The 16,725-nt window shown below is 51.6% G+C and carries 13 protein-coding genes; 3 read left to right on the top strand and 10 right to left on the bottom strand.

Going from position 1 to position 16,725, the window contains the following annotated elements; translation table 11 throughout:
* Nucleotides 1–2 precede the first annotated feature (2 nt).
* Nucleotides 3–1,247, bottom strand: coding sequence for a lytic murein transglycosylase (locus QCB44_RS10195; protein WP_279409853.1), 1,245 nt, complete (start codon nt 1,245–1,247; stop codon nt 3–5).
* 171 nt (nt 1,248–1,418) lie between these two features.
* Between QCB44_RS10195 and rlmKL the strand changes: the two genes are divergently transcribed.
* Nucleotides 1,419–3,632, top strand: coding sequence for a bifunctional 23S rRNA (guanine(2069)-N(7))-methyltransferase RlmK/23S rRNA (guanine(2445)-N(2))-methyltransferase RlmL (rlmKL, locus tag QCB44_RS10190; protein WP_279409852.1), 2,214 nt, complete (start codon nt 1,419–1,421; stop codon nt 3,630–3,632).
* Between the two features lie 124 nt (nt 3,633–3,756).
* The gene (hemN, locus tag QCB44_RS10185) at nt 3,757–5,139 is read left to right on the top strand and encodes an oxygen-independent coproporphyrinogen III oxidase (protein WP_279409851.1); all 1,383 of its coding nucleotides are present in this window, start codon (nt 3,757–3,759) and stop codon (nt 5,137–5,139) included.
* 85 nt (nt 5,140–5,224) lie between these two features.
* Here hemN and QCB44_RS10180 read toward each other — a convergent pair whose 3' ends face one another.
* Nucleotides 5,225–6,037, bottom strand: a complete 813-nt coding sequence (locus QCB44_RS10180) for a YdcF family protein (RefSeq protein WP_279409850.1) — start codon at nt 6,035–6,037, stop codon at nt 5,225–5,227.
* Between the two features lie 184 nt (nt 6,038–6,221).
* On the opposite strand from QCB44_RS10180, the gene clpB reads away from it, so the two are divergent.
* Nucleotides 6,222–8,783, top strand: a complete 2,562-nt coding sequence (gene clpB / locus QCB44_RS10175) for an ATP-dependent chaperone ClpB (protein ID WP_279409849.1) — start codon at nt 6,222–6,224, stop codon at nt 8,781–8,783.
* Nucleotides 8,784–8,945: 162 nt separating this feature from the next.
* On the opposite strand, the gene QCB44_RS10170 is transcribed toward clpB, so the two are convergent.
* From QCB44_RS10170 to accB, 8 genes are all read right to left on the bottom strand, one after another.
* Nucleotides 8,946–9,221 (bottom strand): late competence development ComFB family protein, encoded by a 276-nt coding sequence (locus QCB44_RS10170; protein WP_279409848.1) that lies wholly within the window; start codon nt 9,219–9,221, stop codon nt 8,946–8,948.
* A 130-nt stretch (nt 9,222–9,351) separates the two neighbouring features.
* Nucleotides 9,352–10,641, bottom strand: coding sequence for a phosphoribosylamine--glycine ligase (purD, locus tag QCB44_RS10165; protein WP_279409847.1), 1,290 nt, complete (start codon nt 10,639–10,641; stop codon nt 9,352–9,354).
* Between the two features lie 141 nt (nt 10,642–10,782).
* The gene (gene purH, locus QCB44_RS10160; protein WP_279409974.1) at nt 10,783–12,345 is read right to left on the bottom strand and encodes a bifunctional phosphoribosylaminoimidazolecarboxamide formyltransferase/IMP cyclohydrolase; all 1,563 of its coding nucleotides are present in this window, start codon (nt 12,343–12,345) and stop codon (nt 10,783–10,785) included.
* An 83-nt stretch (nt 12,346–12,428) separates the two neighbouring features.
* On the bottom strand, nt 12,429–12,662 hold the full coding sequence (locus QCB44_RS10155) for a helix-turn-helix domain-containing protein (protein ID WP_279409846.1): 234 nt from the start codon (nt 12,660–12,662) through the stop codon (nt 12,429–12,431).
* Nucleotides 12,663–12,752: 90 nt separating this feature from the next.
* Nucleotides 12,753–13,733 (bottom strand): tRNA dihydrouridine synthase DusB, encoded by a 981-nt coding sequence (gene dusB, locus QCB44_RS10150; protein WP_279409845.1) that lies wholly within the window; start codon nt 13,731–13,733, stop codon nt 12,753–12,755.
* A gap of 53 nt (nt 13,734–13,786) precedes the next feature.
* Nucleotides 13,787–14,671: a 50S ribosomal protein L11 methyltransferase gene (gene prmA / locus QCB44_RS10145; RefSeq protein ID WP_279409844.1), complete on the bottom strand. Its 885-nt coding sequence runs from the start codon at nt 14,669–14,671 to the stop codon at nt 13,787–13,789.
* Nucleotides 14,672–14,844: 173 nt separating this feature from the next.
* Nucleotides 14,845–16,194 (bottom strand): acetyl-CoA carboxylase biotin carboxylase subunit, encoded by a 1,350-nt coding sequence (gene accC / locus QCB44_RS10140; RefSeq protein WP_279409843.1) that lies wholly within the window; start codon nt 16,192–16,194, stop codon nt 14,845–14,847.
* A gap of 12 nt (nt 16,195–16,206) precedes the next feature.
* Nucleotides 16,207–16,665, bottom strand: coding sequence for an acetyl-CoA carboxylase biotin carboxyl carrier protein (gene accB, locus QCB44_RS10135; protein ID WP_279409842.1), 459 nt, complete (start codon nt 16,663–16,665; stop codon nt 16,207–16,209).
* Nucleotides 16,666–16,725: the final 60 nt, after the last annotated feature.

The following is a 16,725-nucleotide window of genomic DNA, read 5'->3' as shown; positions in this document are numbered from 1 at the left end:
CCTTAACCTTCTGCCATTGCAGGTGGCGATGCGTTTTTCTTTTCCACTTTGAGCAGGGTATTAAGCATGTGCATAGACGGGTAGCCGTCTGCTGGCAGTTTTTGATCTACCTGAAATTCACGCAAAGCGCTACGAGTTCGGCTGCCGGCAATGCCATCGACCGGACCGGCGTCATAGCCAAGCGCGTTCAGCCGTTCCTGAATGGTTTTCATCTGCGTTTTGCTTAAGGCTTCATCGTCGTCGGGACGCTCTTTGGATAATTCCGAACGACCGATAATACGATCCGCCAGATGCCCGACCGCCAGGGCATAATTATTCGAGTTGTTCCAGCGTTTGATGACGCGGAAATTATCAAATACCAGGAAAGCCGGACCGCGGTAGTCGCTTGGCAGCAGCAGACGCGCCTGCATGTCTTCAATTGGCAGCGGGCGGCCATCGGCCAGTTTTAACCCCATTTTTGCCCACTCGGACAACGGTCGAGCGGTGCGGTTATCGGCCAAGGCGTAATCGAAACCGTTCGGCAGAGCCACTTCGCGCCCCCAGTTTTCCAGTTTCTGCCAACCGAGTTCGGCGAGGAAATGTCCAGCGGAGAAGAAAACATCTTCCAAGCTATTCCACAGATCTTTTTTACCGTCGCCGTCCCCGTCAACGGCGTAACGGTTGTAGTTGGAGGGCATAAATTGGCACTGTCCCATGGCGCCAGCCCAAGAGCCTTTCATCTGTCCGACTTTAACGTGTCCCTGGTCGAGAATCTTCAGTGCTTCAATCAATTCTTTGCTGAAAAATTCACTGCGTCGCGGATCAAACGCCAGCGTCGCCAGGGATTCAATGATCGGGATATTACCGGTATAGCCGCCGAAATTGGTTTCCATTCCCCAAAAAGCCACCAGATAACGGCCGGGAACGCCATATTTCCGTGTCACTTTGTCAAGCAGGGCGCGGTGCTTTTGATAGAGGTGTTTGCCTTTGACGATGCGCCATTGGGTGACGGTGGCATCAAAGTACTGCCAGAAAGTGCGGGTAAATTCAGGTTGGCGGCGATCCAGTTCGAGCACTTTTTGGTTGAGGGTGACGTTTTTAAAGGCGCTGTCCAGGGTATTTTGGGAGATGCCTTGCTCTACGGCCTGCTGTTTGAATTGCTGTATCCAGGCCTGAAAATCGGCGTCATTAGACGCTTGGGCGTTCAACGATAATGTTGAGATCAGCCACAGTGAGCACCATTTTAAAAACTGCAGTCCGCGTGTCATAAGTCTATTACCACTGCGTTGTAGTGAATTCAATTACTGCCTATTCTACCGAAACTTGGAAGAGAAAGTCAGTTGGCCAATCATGAAAAACAGTAAAATGAGCACTTAATAGAGTGTAATAAAACGTATAGGCAGCGGACTCGCGTTGCGATTGCTGAAATGGATAGGGCTATGTTGAAGTGTTTTGCCACCGCACCGGGTGGGTTGAGTGAACTGTTGCGTGAAGAGTTAATGAGTTTTGGCGCGCAAAGTGTCAAGGCGCAACCGCGTGGCGTGAGTTTTGAAGGATCACTGGAAGTGGCCTATCGCGCTTGTTTATGGTCTCGTCTGGCTAACCGCATTTATGTTACCGTGCTGGAAACCAAACTGGATAACCAGGAAGCGCTGACACCGACGATTGCTCGTGTAGACTGGAAGCGTCATATGGACGCCGACGGTAGCTTTGCGGTTTCCTTTTCCGGAAAAGGACTCGGCATTGAACACAGCCACTATGGCGCCCTGAAAATCAAAGACGGCATTGTCGATTATTTTCGCGAGACTTTTCAGCAGCGTCCTCAGGTCGATACGTTCGATCCAGACCTGCGCGTCCATGGCCACATTAACCGCAATCAACTGACCCTGAGTATTGACCTGACCGGACACAGTCTGCATCAGCGCGGTTACCGCGAAGGCCAGCAGGTAAAGGCACCTTTGAAGGAAAACGTCGCCGCGGCGCTATTGATGCGCGCCGGTTGGCCGGAAATCGCCAAGCAGGGCGGCACTCTCTACGATCCGATGTGCGGTTCCGGAACCTTTATGGTGGAAGCGGCGATGATGGCGTCGGATTTGGCGCCCGGTTTGGACAAGGCCAATCAGATGGCGTTTCTGACCTGGAAGCAGCACGATGAAGTTTTATGGCAACGTTTATTGGACGAAGCGGAACAGCGCGAAGCCGAAGGACTACGCAACCTGCCGGAAATTTACGGTTCGGACGCGTCGCACAAGTCGCTGGATATTGCCTACGAAGCGATTGCCAACGCCGGCTATGACGACGCCATCGAGATCAAACAGATGACGGTGGAACAGGGGCGCCGGTGGGGAGACTGGAAACCGGGCTTGGTCATCTCCAACCCGCCATACGGCGAACGTTTGGGGGAGGTCGAAGAGGTCAAAGCGCTGTATGTGGAGCTGGGCAATTACCTGAAAAACGAGTTTGACGGCTGGCAGGCGGCGATTCTGACCTGTAATGCCGAGCTGGGCATGTATTTGGGGCTGAAAGCTAAGCGTAGCCACAGTTTCTTCAACGGTGCGCTGGAATGTAAACTGTTGCGCTTCGATATCGTCAAGGAGTTCCACCGTCAGCCGGCGATCAAGGGCGGTTTGCACTTGGCACAGGAAATTCACAACACCATGCCGGAACTGGCGGAGAGCGAAGGCGCGCAGATGTTTGCCAACCGGGTGCGCAAGAACTTGAAGGGCTTGCGCAAGTGGGCTCAAAAAGAAGAGGTGTTCGCCTACCGCGTCTATGATGCGGACATGCCGGAATACGCGCTGGCGATTGATTTTTATCAGACGTTGGACGACGGCAATTGGCTGGTGGTGAATGAGTATGCGCCACCGAAGTCGGTCGATCGCCAGAAAGCGCGTAAGCGCCTGTATGAAGCGATGGCGGCCTTGCCACTGGTATTTCATGTACCCGTTGAGCAGATTGTCTTCAAGGTGCGCGAGCGCCAGAAAGGCGCCTCTCAGTATGAACGCCTGGACGAGAGCAAACAATTTTTTACCATTATGGAAAACGGCGTGCGTCTGCGCGTTAACTTTACCGATTACCTGGATACAGGCCTGTTTTTAGATCACCGTGACGTCCGCGCTTATGTGGCGAAACAGGCACGCGGCAAGCGTTTGGTCAACCTGTTCTGTTATACGGCCAGTGCCACCGCGCAAGCGGCGGCGCAGGGTGCACGTACCAGTCTGAGCGTCGATATGTCCAAGACCTATCTGTGGTGGGCCAAACACAATCTGATGGCCAACCGTTTGGACGAAGACAAGCACAAACTTTTGCAGGCCAATGTGCTGGAATGGCTGGACACGGCGGCAAAAAGCCAGAAAGGGCAGGTGGATGTGGTCTTTTTGGACCCGCCATCTTTTTCCACCTCCAAGCGCATGGAAGGGACGCTTGATATTCAGCGCGATCACGTTGATCTGATCAGCAAGACCCTGTTATTGCTGAAACCGGGTGGGGAGCTGATATTTTCGAATAACCTGCGTAAATTCAAACTCGATAAAACCGCTTTGGAACAGGCGTTTCCGGGGATTCGCATTACCGATATCACCCAGAAAACCATGCCTAAGGATTTTGAACGTAATGCCAAAATCCATCAGGCTTGGTCCATCATCATGCCCTAACCGAGACGTTGAAGATCGTAATCATTTTCACGCCTTCTCTTGAGGCAGAATAACTTGTCGCTGTGAAAGGTAAGGTATCCTTAGCCGCTTGCAATAATTTGATGATTTGACGGAAATTGGATCGATGGAACAGAAAATACAGTTTGATGAAGCTTTGATTAAGCGCTACAACCAGACCGGGCCGCGTTATACCTCCTATCCGACGGCTCTTCAGTTTGACGAATCGTTCGGTTTGGCGGATTATGAAGCGGCCGCAGCACGCAGTAACGAATCAGGGCGCGGTTTGTCATTGTATTTTCATATCCCGTTCTGCGACACGGTGTGCTTTTTCTGCGCCTGTAACAAAGTGTGGACGCGGGACCGTTCTAAAACCACGCCTTACTTGGAGCGCTTGTTCAAAGAGATCGAAATGCAGTCCAAGCTGTTCGATCCGAATCGCAATGTGGAACAGTTGCACTGGGGCGGCGGCACGCCGACGTTTATCAATAATGATGAAATGCGCCAGTTGATGGATAAGACACGCCAGCATTTCAACCTGTATGACGACGATTCCGGCGAATACTCTATCGAAATCGACCCGCGCGAAGCCAATCGCGAATCGGTCAAGCTACTGCGTGAGCTTGGCTTTAACCGCATGAGCTTGGGAGTGCAGGATTTCGACGAAAAGGTGCAAAAAGCGGTTAATCGTATCCAGAGTCAGGCGGAAACTTTTGAGGTGTTGGAAGGCGCGCGCGAGGCGGGCTTTCTGTCGGTCAATGTCGACCTGATTTACGGGCTGCCGTTCCAGACCGAGGCGGGCTTTATTAAAACACTGGACCGGGTGCTGGAAGCCGAACCGGATCGATTTTCGATCTTCAACTATGCGCACATGCCAAGCCTGTTCCCGACACAGAAAAAAATGAATGAGGCGGATATGCCGTCGGCAGATGAAAAACTGGCGATTCTGCATGCCGCGACCGAACGCCTGCTGGAAGCGGGCTATGTCTATATCGGCATGGATCACTTTGCCAAACCGGACGACGAACTGGCGGTGGCGCAGCGCAATGAAACCCTGTACCGCAATTTTCAAGGCTATTCCACCCATGCGGATTGCGATCTGGTCGGCATGGGCGCGACCTCGATCTCATTGATCAACAATACCTATGCGCAAAATCGCAAGAGTTTGCAGGAATACTACGAGGCGATCGATGCCGGCCATTTGGCGGTGTTTAGAGGTGTACAGCTCACCGAAGATGACGAACTGCGCCGTGACGTCATTACCCGTTTGATCAGCCACTTCCATCTGAATTTTGCCAAATTGGACCGGCAGTGGAATATCCGCTTTGCGGAGTATTTTGCCAAGGAACTGCAGAACCTGAAACCGATGGTGGAAGACGGATTGATCACCCTGACGGACGAGGATATTTATGTCACCGCTAAGGGGCGTCTGCTGATACGCAATATTTGCATGGTGTTTGATGCCTATTTGAAGGCGGGCACCGAAAACCGCTTCTCCAAAGTCATTTAAAACTTTTTAATCCATTTCCAAACTGAACAGGCCTGGTGAGATCGTTCCAACCGGGTCTGTTCAGTTTTTGATGTCTGTTCAGCGGCTAACGATCGTCATCCGGTGAAGGAAACCAGCGATCGGTTTTTCCAGTGAGCAGATAGACGCTCAGTCCAATCCACTCTTTGACTGCCGGCTCCAGCGATTTCAGGTGGTCAAACAGGTCAAAATCCCAATGGCGGTATTCAGAACTATTGGAACGGTAGTCGACCGGATAGGGGATGACATTGATTTCGAGATTGCGGGCAATCCCTACGGCACGCGGCATATGATACGCCGACGTCACCAGCAGGTAACGACCGTCTCCTTTTGGTAGCAGTGGCAGGGTGTTAATAAAGTTCTCATAGGTGTTGCGAGAGTCGGACTCCAGAATCAATCGATTTGGGGCAATGCCCACCGTTGTCAGCAGTTCGCTTGCCAAATCGCTCTCCTTGGCGCTGTTTTGCAATTGCACCGAACCGCTGCCGCCGGTGAAAATGACGGGTACCTTGGGGTATCGCTTGGCCAATTTTGCGGCGCCAATATAACGATCCCCAGCCAAGCCAAGCTCCGCCGACTGCCAGCTTAACGAACGCTGCAAGTCCTCTCCACCGCCTAACACCAGAATGCCGTCAACCGATTCCGGAAGTTCCTCGGGTTGACTGAAACGTTCTTCGAGCGGTCGGATCAGATAATCCCCAAACGGAAAAGCCATAACTAGAAAAGAGAGCAGTGCTGTCGGCAGAAGAATGCGTTTGGCGGCAGTCCGATAATCGAACAGCAGGTAAAGCGTTCCCACAATAAACAAGATCAGCAAGAGGTTGCCGGGACTGAGTAGGGTCCAAGCGATTTTGGAAAACACAAAAAACAGATCATTCATGGAATCGGGCTCCGCTAGGCAAACAGGAAATAAGTAGAATCGTTGCTGATTACGTAAATTAAGTCTCTATTTAAGTAAAAACTTTGACCTGCGTCAATTTCTGCAACAAATGTGCAAATTTCCCTTGAAAGCCTCGCCTCCGTCCTTATATTTAAGCTAATTAAAGATTTATTGGGAGAGCGGCATGATCGACAAATTTACGACTCAGTTTCAGTCAGTTTTACAAAAAGCACAGTCTCTGGCACTGGGGCAGGATAACCAGTTTATTGAACCGGTGCATATTCTGTCCGTTCTGCTCGAGGAGCAGGCCTCTTTGCTGCAGCTGGCACAAGTGAATGTCAGTCGTTTACGTGAAGCGGTGCAAACTAAATTAGCAGGCCTGCCTAAAGTGAGCGGGGCGGCTGGCGACGTGCAACTGTCGCAAAAGTCGGCCCAGGTACTGAATTTAATGGATAAGGCCGCGCAGCAACGCGGTGATGCTTATATTGCCAGTGAACTGTTCTTTGTGGCGGCGCTGGATGCAAATGATACTGTAGCCGATCTGTTAAAACAGGCGGGAGCGAAGAAACAAACACTGGAAGAAGCGATTCAAAAAGTACGCGGGGGTGAAAATGTCATGAATCAGAATGCCGAAGAGACGCGCCAGGCGCTGCAAAAATATACGATTGATCTGACTGAACGGGCCGAATCCGGCAAGTTGGATCCCGTGATCGGGCGTGACGATGAGATTCGCCGTGCGATTCAGGTCTTGCAGCGCCGTACCAAAAACAACCCCGTTTTGATCGGTGAACCGGGTGTCGGTAAAACCGCTATTGTGGAAGGGTTGGCGCAGCGTATTGTCAACGGTGAAGTGCCCGAAGGACTGCGCAACAAAAGGGTGTTGTCACTGGACTTAGGTTCATTGCTCGCCGGTGCCAAATACCGCGGGGAGTTTGAGGAGCGTTTGAAAGCCGTGTTGAATGACCTGGCTAAGAATGAAGGGCAGATCATTCTGTTTATCGATGAAATTCATACCATGGTGGGTGCCGGGAAATCGGATGGGGCAATGGATGCGGGTAATATGCTCAAGCCGGCCCTGGCTCGTGGCGAGCTGCACTGCTTAGGCGCCACCACTTTGGATGAGTATCGTGAATACATCGAAAAAGACGCCGCTCTGGAACGACGTTTCCAGAAAGTATTGGTGGACGAACCGACTGAAGAGGATACAGTGGCCATTCTGCGGGGGTTAAAAGAGCGTTACGAGGTGCATCACGGGGTCGAGATTACCGATCCGGCGATTGTCGCCGCGGTGCAGTTGTCGCAGCGTTACATTACCGACCGTCAATTGCCGGACAAGGCGATTGATTTGATTGATGAAGCCGCGTCTCGTATTCGTATGGAAATCGATTCCAAACCGGAAGAGATGGACCGCTTGGATCGCCGTTTGATTCAGCTCAAGATCGAACGCGAAGCGTTGAAAAAAGAGAAGGATGCGGCCTCTAAAAAACGTCTAGAAGACTTGCAGGCGCAGATTGATGAGCTGGAAAAAGAGTACGCCGACCTCGAAGAGATCTGGAAAAAAGACAAGGCCTCTTTGCAGGGAACGCAGCAATACAAGGAAGCGCTCGATCAGGCGCGTATTGAAATGGAAGCCGCGCGCCGTGAGGGTGACCTAGCGAAGATGTCGGAGCTGCAATATGGCACCATTCCGGATCTTGAAGCCAAAATCAAGGCGGCTGAACAGGCGGAGTCGGAAGACGGCCAGCTGCATCTGCTGCGTAACAAGGTGTCGGATGAAGAGATTGCCGAAGTGGTGGCGCGCTGGACCGGGATTCCAGTATCGCGCATGCTCGAAGGCGAGCGTGAAAAACTGCTGCGTATGGAAGAGGCGTTGCAGAAACGCGTCGTGGGCCAAAAAGAAGCGGTTGGCGCCGTTTCGGATGCGATTCGCCGTTCGCGTGCCGGTCTGGCCGATCCGAACCGCCCGAATGGTTCGTTCCTGTTCCTGGGGCCTACAGGAGTGGGTAAAACCGAGCTGACCAAAGCGTTGGCGGACTTCCTGTTTGATACCGAAGAGGCGATTGTGCGTCTGGATATGTCCGAATTTATGGAGAAGCACTCCGTGGCGCGTCTAATCGGTGCGCCTCCAGGTTATGTGGGGTACGAACAAGGGGGGTATCTGACCGAAGCGGTACGCCGCAAACCCTATTCGGTGATTCTGCTGGATGAGGTGGAAAAGGCGCATCCGGATGTGTTCAACATTCTATTACAGGTATTGGATGACGGACGCTTGACGGACGGTCAGGGACGTACGGTGGACTTTAAGAATACGGTGATTGTCATGACTTCCAACCTGGGATCGCAGATTATCCAGGAGAAGTCGGGTGAAGAAAACTACGAAGCGATGAAAGCGGATGTCATGGAGGTGGTTGGCGGCCATTTCCGTCCCGAATTCATTAACCGTATCGATGAAATCGTGGTCTTTCATCCGTTGGGTCGTGAACAGATTCGTGCGATTACCGGCATTCAGCTACAGAACCTGCGCAAACGTCTGGCAGCCAACGACATGCAGTTGGCGGTCAGCGATGAGGCGCTGGATCTATTGGGTGAAGCCGGGTTTGACCCTGTTTATGGCGCGCGTCCGCTGAAACGAGCGATTCAGCAGCGTATTGAGAACCCATTGGCACAACGACTTCTTAAAGGTGAGTTTGCGCCAGGCTCAACGATTCATATCGTTCTGCAAAATGGGGATATCGCCTTTTCTTGAACATTGCTCAGTGGAATGACACTGAATAAATAATTTGATCTGTCTTCGCCCTCTTTGGATGATTTCAAAGAGGGCGTTTTTGTGTCCGGAAAACAGACAGCTGCGAAGTTTGAGCTACTGTGATAGGAATGTTCGCTGGACTGGTGAAGGGAATGATTAAAGTTACTTGACGCCATCCAGTTTTTTAATTTCATCATAGGCCTTGGCAACGGCCTCTTTGGCTTTTTTTTCCATCTCTTCATGCTCATTCCCATAGGAGTAAAATGACATGTCAATGGCGTGACGGATATAGCGCGGGGGGATCATATTGAGTGCAACGCAGGCAACATCGGCCAATTGATCGGCATCCAGTTCTCGTCTTTGATACTTTTCCGATATTTCATTGAACACCAGACGTTCGTAGTAATTGTGTACCGATTCAAATTCCAGCTCTGTCATGAGGGGGTTCACTCTCTTATATTGTTGTAATAGGATTGTCGCTTTCTGAATATACCTAAATTCCATCTAAAAAAAAAGCGCTTAAGGTGCAGACCTTAAGCGCTTTTGCATGGCAAATAGGTAGCAGAGGTTAACTTTGCTCGCGGCTCACTGCACGGTGACCGATATCGGTACGGTAGTAAACTTCATCCCAAGAAATGGCCTGAACACCTTCATAAGCGCGTTTTTGTGCCGCGGTGACAGTGTCGCCCAGTGCGGTGACACACAGTACGCGTCCACCGGAGGTGACGACTTCTCCTTGCGCGTTGAGTTTGGTTCCGGCATGGAATACTTTCAGGTCATCGGCATTGGCGCTATCGAGCCCGGAAATCACGTCGCCCTTGCGGTAATCGTCAGGATAACCGCCAGCGGCCATGACGACACCCAAGGCCGCACGTTGATCCCATTCGGCACTGACCGTGTCAAGTTTGCCGTCGATTGCCGCCAGGCACAGTTCTACAAGATCAGACTGCAAGCGCATCATAATCGGCTGCGTTTCTGGATCCCCAAAGCGGCAGTTGAATTCCAATACTTTTGGCGAGCCGTCGGCTGCGATCATCAAACCGGCATATAAAAAGCCCGTGTAAGGAAGGCCGTCTTTCGCCATGCCTTCAATTGTCGGGATAATCACCTCTTGCATGGCACGTTCGTGAATTTCTGGCGTCACTACCGGGGCAGGGGTGTAAGCGCCCATGCCGCCAGTGTTTGGTCCGGTATCACCGTTGTTGCGTGCTTTGTGATCTTGAGAAGTCGCCATGGGCAGTATGTTTTTACCATCTGCCATCACAATAAAGCTGGCTTCTTCACCGACTAGGAACTCTTCAATGACCACGCGGGCACCGGCATCACCGAATTTGTTGCCGGCCAACATGTCTTTCACCGCCGCAATCGCTTGTTCGTTGCTATCGGCGAGGATAACGCCTTTACCGGCGGCCAAGCCATCGGCTTTGACCACAATCGGCGCGCCCATTTTTTCGATATAGTCAATCGCCGGATCGATTTCGGTAAATACGCCGTAAGCGGCCGTCGGAATATGGTGCTTAGCTAGGAAGTCCTTGGAAAACGCTTTGGAACCTTCCAATTGAGCGGCGCCGGCCGTTGGGCCGAAACATTTCAGTCCCGCTTCTTTAAAAGCGTCTACCACACCAAGCACCAAGGGGACTTCCGGCCCGACAATCGCCAGTTCAATCGCGTTGTCTTGTGCAAATTTGACCAGGCCTGCTAAGTCTTCAACCGCGATGTCCACGTTTTCCAGATTCGGTTCCAAGGCGGTTCCGGCATTTCCCGGCGCAACAAATACCTTAGATACCTTTGGCGACTGTGCCGCTTTCCATGACAGAGCGTGCTCACGCCCACCGCTACCAATAACTAATACATTCATACAAACAATCTCTTTTTAAATTGGTTTAAAAATGTGCGCTTTGCTCAAGGTCAAGGCGGTTAAACGAACCGAAGCGTACTCAAAGTACGTGAGCATCGGAAGCGGATTAACCCGTGCCGAGATTGAGCAAATAAGCCATTTTTAGTGGCGGAAGTGGCGCATTCCGGTAAACACCATCGCAATGCCGTGTTCGTCTGCGGCATCAATCACTTCCTGATCGCGCATAGAACCGCCAGGATGAATGACCGCAGTAATTCCGGCTTCAGCCGCTGCGTCAATACCGTCACGGAACGGGAAGAAAGCATCGGACGCCATCACAGAACCGGGCACTTCCAGACCTTCGTCGGCCGCTTTAATGCCGGCAATTTTTGCGGAATAAACACGGCTCATTTGACCAGCACCCACACCGATGGTCATACCGTTTTTAACATAGACAATGGCGTTGGATTTAACAAACTTGGCTACTTTCCAGGCAAACATCAGGTCGGCCATCTCTTTTTCGGTTGGCGCGCGTTTGCTTACGACTTTCAGGTCGGCTTCAGTGACCATGCCTAGGTCACGATCCTGAACCAGCAAGCCGCCGACCACGCGTTTGAAGTCAAAGGCTTTTTGTGGCTCGCCCAATTCACCACAGGCCAACAGACGGACGTTCTGCTTGGCGGCCACCGCGGCTTTGGCCTCTTCAGAAACGGTTGGCGCAATAATCACTTCCACAAACTGACGTTCAACGATCGCTTTGGCGGTTTCTCCGTCCAGTTCGCGGTTAAAGGCAATGATGCCACCAAACGCTGAGGTTGGATCGGTTTGGTAGGCGCGGTCATAAGCTTCAAATTGGCTGGCGCCTACTGCCACTCCGCAAGGATTTGCGTGCTTGACGATGACGCAGGCCGTTTCGTCAAAGGTTTTGACCAGTTCCAGAGCCGCGTCGGTGTCGGCAATGTTGTTAAACGACAGTTCTTTCCCTTGGAACTGTTCCGCCGTTGAGATCGACGCTTCGCTTGGGTTGCGTTCAGTGTAGAAAGCCGCGGATTGATGCGGGTTTTCACCGTAACGCATCGACTGCTTTTTCACAAATTGTGTGTTGAAAGTGCGCGGGAAGGTGTCGTTTTCATCTTGCGAGAACAGGGTTCCGAAGTAGTTGGAGATTGCACCGTCGTAGCGAGCCGTCTGTTCAAAGGTTTTGATCGCCAAATCAAAACGGGTCGCATGGGATAGCTGAGCATTGTTGGCCTGCATCTCTTCCAGGACGCGGCTGTAGTCGGCAGGATCGGTCACAACCGCCACATCGTTGTGGTTCTTGGCCGCAGAACGCAGCATGGTCGGTCCGCCGATATCGATGTTTTCAATCGCGTCTTCCAGGGTACAGCCCGCTTTGGCAACCGTAGCTTCAAATGGGTAAAGGTTAACAACCACCATGTCGATTGGATCGATACCGTGCTGTGCCATGACGTCGTCATCTTTGCCGCGACGTCCCAACAAACCACCGTGAATTTTTGGGTGCAGAGTTTTAACACGGCCGTCCATCATTTCCGGGAAGCCGGTATATTCCGATACTTCGGTCACAGGCAGTCCGGCTTCGGACAGAACTTTATAGGTTCCGCCTGTAGAAAGAATGGCAACATCCATGGCCGCCAAAGATTGGGCGAACTCAAGAATGCCGGTTTTATCCGATACGCTGATCAGGGCGCGACGAACAGGTTTCATCATGGTTGTTTTCTCCAAAACAGTAAAAGCAAAGTTGAGAACAACTCCTGTCGGCCAATGGCCGTCAACAGGAGCTGAAAATTCTATATTAAGTCGTACTTTTGCATCTTCTTGCGCAGGGTATTGCGGTTAATGCCAAGAATTTGTGCGCTCTGGGATTGGTTGCGGTCGGTTTTCGCCAGCACAAATTCAATCAGGGGTTTTTCCACCTGTTGAATGACCATTTCGTAAAGGTCACTAGGCGTCTCTTCCTGAAGGGTATCAAAGTAGTGTTCCAGGGTGAGCGTTACTTGTTTACTGAGCGAGTGCTGTGGCATTGTTTGTGTCGTACTTTAATTTGCAGCGGCTGAAGTTGTCACGGCCGCAAAGTGGTTTATCTTATTCATGTGAAAGAGAGCGGCGAAGGGTTAGTTCATTGCTTTGCCGGCACTTTCAAAATATTGCTCAATCAACCTGAGTTGTTCTTCTGGTTGGTCGAGTCGGTTAAAGGCTTTGCGTAACGTAGGGCCGTTGTTAAGATGCTGACTGTACCATCCGATGTGTTTGCGTGCGATTCGGACGCCCAGTGTTTCCCCGTACAATTGATGCAAGCCGTGAAGGTGGCTTTTCATGGTGGCATAAAAGACGTCTTCCGAAGGCGGAGCTAACCGCTTCCCGGTTACAAGGTAATGATTTATTTCACGAAATATCCACGGATAGCCTTGCGAGGCACGTCCGATCATTATGCCATCAGCCGCGGTATATTCTAATACAAATTGAGCCTTTTCGGGGGTGTTAATGTCGCCATTTGCAATCACCGGGATGGAAACGGCTTGTTTCACGGCGCGGATGGTGTCGTATTCCGCCTGGCCATTAAATTTATCTGCGCGGGTACGACCATGAATGGTCACGGCTTGCAGTCCATGTTCCTCCGCAAGCAGGGCTATGTCCAAGGCGTTACGTTGATTGTTATCCAAACCGGTGCGAATTTTGACCGTCACCGGAACGTCTACCGCATCGACTAACGCGGAAAAAATATTAGCCACCGTTTGTGGTTGCCCCATTAACGCAGAGCCGGCAGCGACACTGCATACTTTCTTGGCCGGGCATCCCATATTCAAATCAATAATCTGCGCCCCATGTTCTACCTGCCAGCGTGCGGCGTCAGCCAGTTCTTGGGGATCGGTGCCTAAAAGCTGCACCGCTCTTGGTTCCGGGTCATTCGGATCGGCACGGCGGGTGGAGGACTTTTTCGATTCCCAGAGCTGTTTTTGCGATGCCACCATTTCCGCCAGGGTGTAATCCGCCCCATTTTCTCGACATAGACGACGATAGACGGCATCGGTGATGCCGGCCATCGGAGCAAGGACGAGATTATGTTTAAATTGATAAGGGCCGATTTGCAGCATAGTGTCAACCGATAAAAGTCATATTATTTTCATCAGGCCTGGTTAAAAAGGTTTTAAACCAGGGCAGATTTGGTGCCTGCCAACAAAGCCCATTCTTCCTTGGTTTGCAGCGTATTCAATTCAAAGCCCAGAGTTCGGTAGTGGGCTTGCAGTTCTGCGGCTTGGGTTTCCAAGAGTCCTGAAAGCACCAGTGTGCCGCCCGGTTTGACTAAACGTTCGAATTCCGGCGCCAGCTCTTTCAACGGACCAGCCAGAATATTTGCAACCAACAGATCGGCCGGTTCGGAGTTAAAATCCTGGACGAGCGAAAAGGCGATGTCAGCCTGGTTGCGTTGGGCATTTTGCTCACTGGCGATAATCGCCTGAGGGTCAATGTCGGTGCCCATGACACGGCGAGCCCCAAGTTTTTGCGCCGCCAACGCGAGAATCCCGGAACCACAGCCGTAGTCAATGACATTAAGGTCGATCGGGGCGTGCCGGTCCAGCCAGGTCAAGCAGAGTGACGTGGTCGGGTGGGTGCCGGTGCCAAATGCCATGCCCGGGTCTAACATCAGGTTGACGGCGTCCGCTTGCGGCGCTTCGCACCAGCTCGGCACAATCCATAGGCGTTCGCCGAACTGCATCGGCTGGAACTGATCCATCCAGGCGCGAATCCAGTCCTTGTCTTCCAGCTGCTCTACCTTATATTGTTCGCTTGAAACTTGGGGCACCAGGCCGGTTAGGTTTTCAATCACTTGTTTGGCATCGGTTTCGGCATCAAATAATCCGATGACTTTGGTTTTGGCCCAGATCGGTGTGGTACCAAGCTCCGGTTCGAAAATCGGTTGATCTTTGGCATCTTCAAACGTCACCGAGCAGGCGCCGATTTCCATGAAAGCGTCGGAAAGCGGTTCTGCAAGAGCTTCTTCTACTACAGTATTGATTTGGATCCAGGCCATATTCACTCCTTGCAAAAGGCTTTGGCTGTTTGCCGCCTTTTGCCATTAAATTCGATTTGCCAATCGATTGGCTAAAAGCAAAAAACCCCTTGCGGTGACCGCAAGAGGTTTTAAAAGTGTTTATTGAGTTTATGGTATTGGTTAATACCAAAACTCAATGATTCCGGTCTGAATTACACTAAGTGTTCCAGACGGTGCTCCAGGTAGTGGATGTTCATGCCACCTTCACAGAAGCCGTGGTCGTTCATGATTTCACGCTGCAGGTGGATGTTGGTATCGATTCCTTTGATCACCATTTCCTGCAGGGCGACGTCCATACGTGCAATCGCAGTATCACGATCATTACCGTAGGTAATCAACTTGCCGATCATGGAGTCGTAATGCGGCGGAATCTCATAGCCGGTGTAGATGTGCGAGTCCCAACGCACCCCTAAACCACCTGGCAAATGCAGGCGCTCAAGCTTCCCTGGAGAAGGCATGAAGTTGCGCGCTGGGTTTTCAGCGTTGATACGGCACTCCATGGCGTGGCCGCGAATCACGACATCTTCTTGTTTAATGTTTAGCGGTTGACCCATGGCAATTTCGATCTGCGCTTTCACCAGGTCAATGCCGGTGACCATTTCGGTAACAGGGTGCTCAACTTGCAGACGGGTGTTCATTTCGATGAAATAAAAATGGCCGTCTTCGTACAGGAACTCGAAGGTTCCGGCGCCACGGTAGTTGATTTCCAGGCAAGCATTGACACATGCCGCACCGATTTGGGCACGCTGTTCAGCGGTGATGCCTGGCGCGGGGGCTTCTTCTACCACTTTTTGGTGGCGACGTTGCATCGAACAGTCACGCTCACCTAAGTGAATGGCGTTACCTTGGCCGTCAGACAGCACTTGAATTTCGATATGGCGGGGGTTCTCGAGGAACTTTTCCATATACACTTCGGAGTTACCGAAGAAACTGCCCGCTTCCGATTTTGTCAGTTGAATCGATTTTAGCAGGTTGGCTTCGGTATGCACTACACGCATACCGCGTCCGCCGCCACCGCCGGCCGCTTTAATGATCACCGGATAGCCGATTTCACGCGCAATGCGCATGTTTTCTTCGGCATCGTCACCTAACGGACCGCCTGAACCGGGAACAGTCGGAACGCCGGCGGCTTTCATCGCACGGATGGCTGAGACTTTGTCACCCATAATGCGGATGGTGTCGGCTTTAGGGCCGATGAAGGTGAACCCACTTTCTTCAACACGCTCGGCAAAATCGGCGTTTTCAGATAAAAAACCATAGCCCGGGTGAATCGCTTCGGCGTCCGTTACTTCCGCGGCCGCAATAATTGCAGGAACGTTCAGATAACTTTCCGAAGACGGAGCCGGACCGATACAGACAGATTCGTCTGCCAATAAAACATGTTTTAGGTCAGCGTCAGCGGTAGAATGCACGGCCACGGTTTTAATGCCCATTTCTTTACAGGCGCGCAGTACGCGCAGAGCAATTTCACCACGGTTTGCAATTAGAATTTTTTCAATCATGCTCAACTACCCTTATTCAATCACGAAAAGCGGTTGACCAAATTGAACCGGTTCTCCGTTGACGCCAAGAATTTGTTTGATGGTTCCTGCTTTATCCGCTTCGATCGGGTTCATGATTTTCATCGCTTCGATAATGCACAGGGTGTCGCCTACAGCCACTTGATCGCCCACCTTAACAAATGCATCTGCATCTGGAGATGGCGCTGAGTAGAACGTTCCCACCATCGGCGAGGTCACCTGGTGACCACTGATTTCTGCCGGTGCTTCCGCTGCCGCAGTAGGCGCCGCTTGAGCGGCCGCAGCCGGTGCTTCAAATTGAACAGGGGCTGCGGCTGGCGCAGGGGCCGCCATCATGATCGGCTCTTTGCTGCGGGTGATGCGAATGTTGTGCTCACCTTCTTTAATTTCAATTTCAGCGATGTCTGACTGTTCCACAATTTCAATCAGTTTACGAATCGAGCGAATATCCATGTGACTTCCTTTGATTATGCGCCTTGTTTGTTTTGTTATCAGGCTTTGGGGTTGAATGTT

Origin of the sequence: Thiomicrorhabdus sp. zzn3, assembly GCF_029767755.1 — a bacterium.
Taxonomy (GTDB): Bacteria; Pseudomonadota; Gammaproteobacteria; order Thiomicrospirales; family Thiomicrospiraceae; genus Thiomicrorhabdus.
Note: the sequence above shows the minus strand (reverse complement) of the source record. Positions and strands in the feature narration are given on the sequence as shown.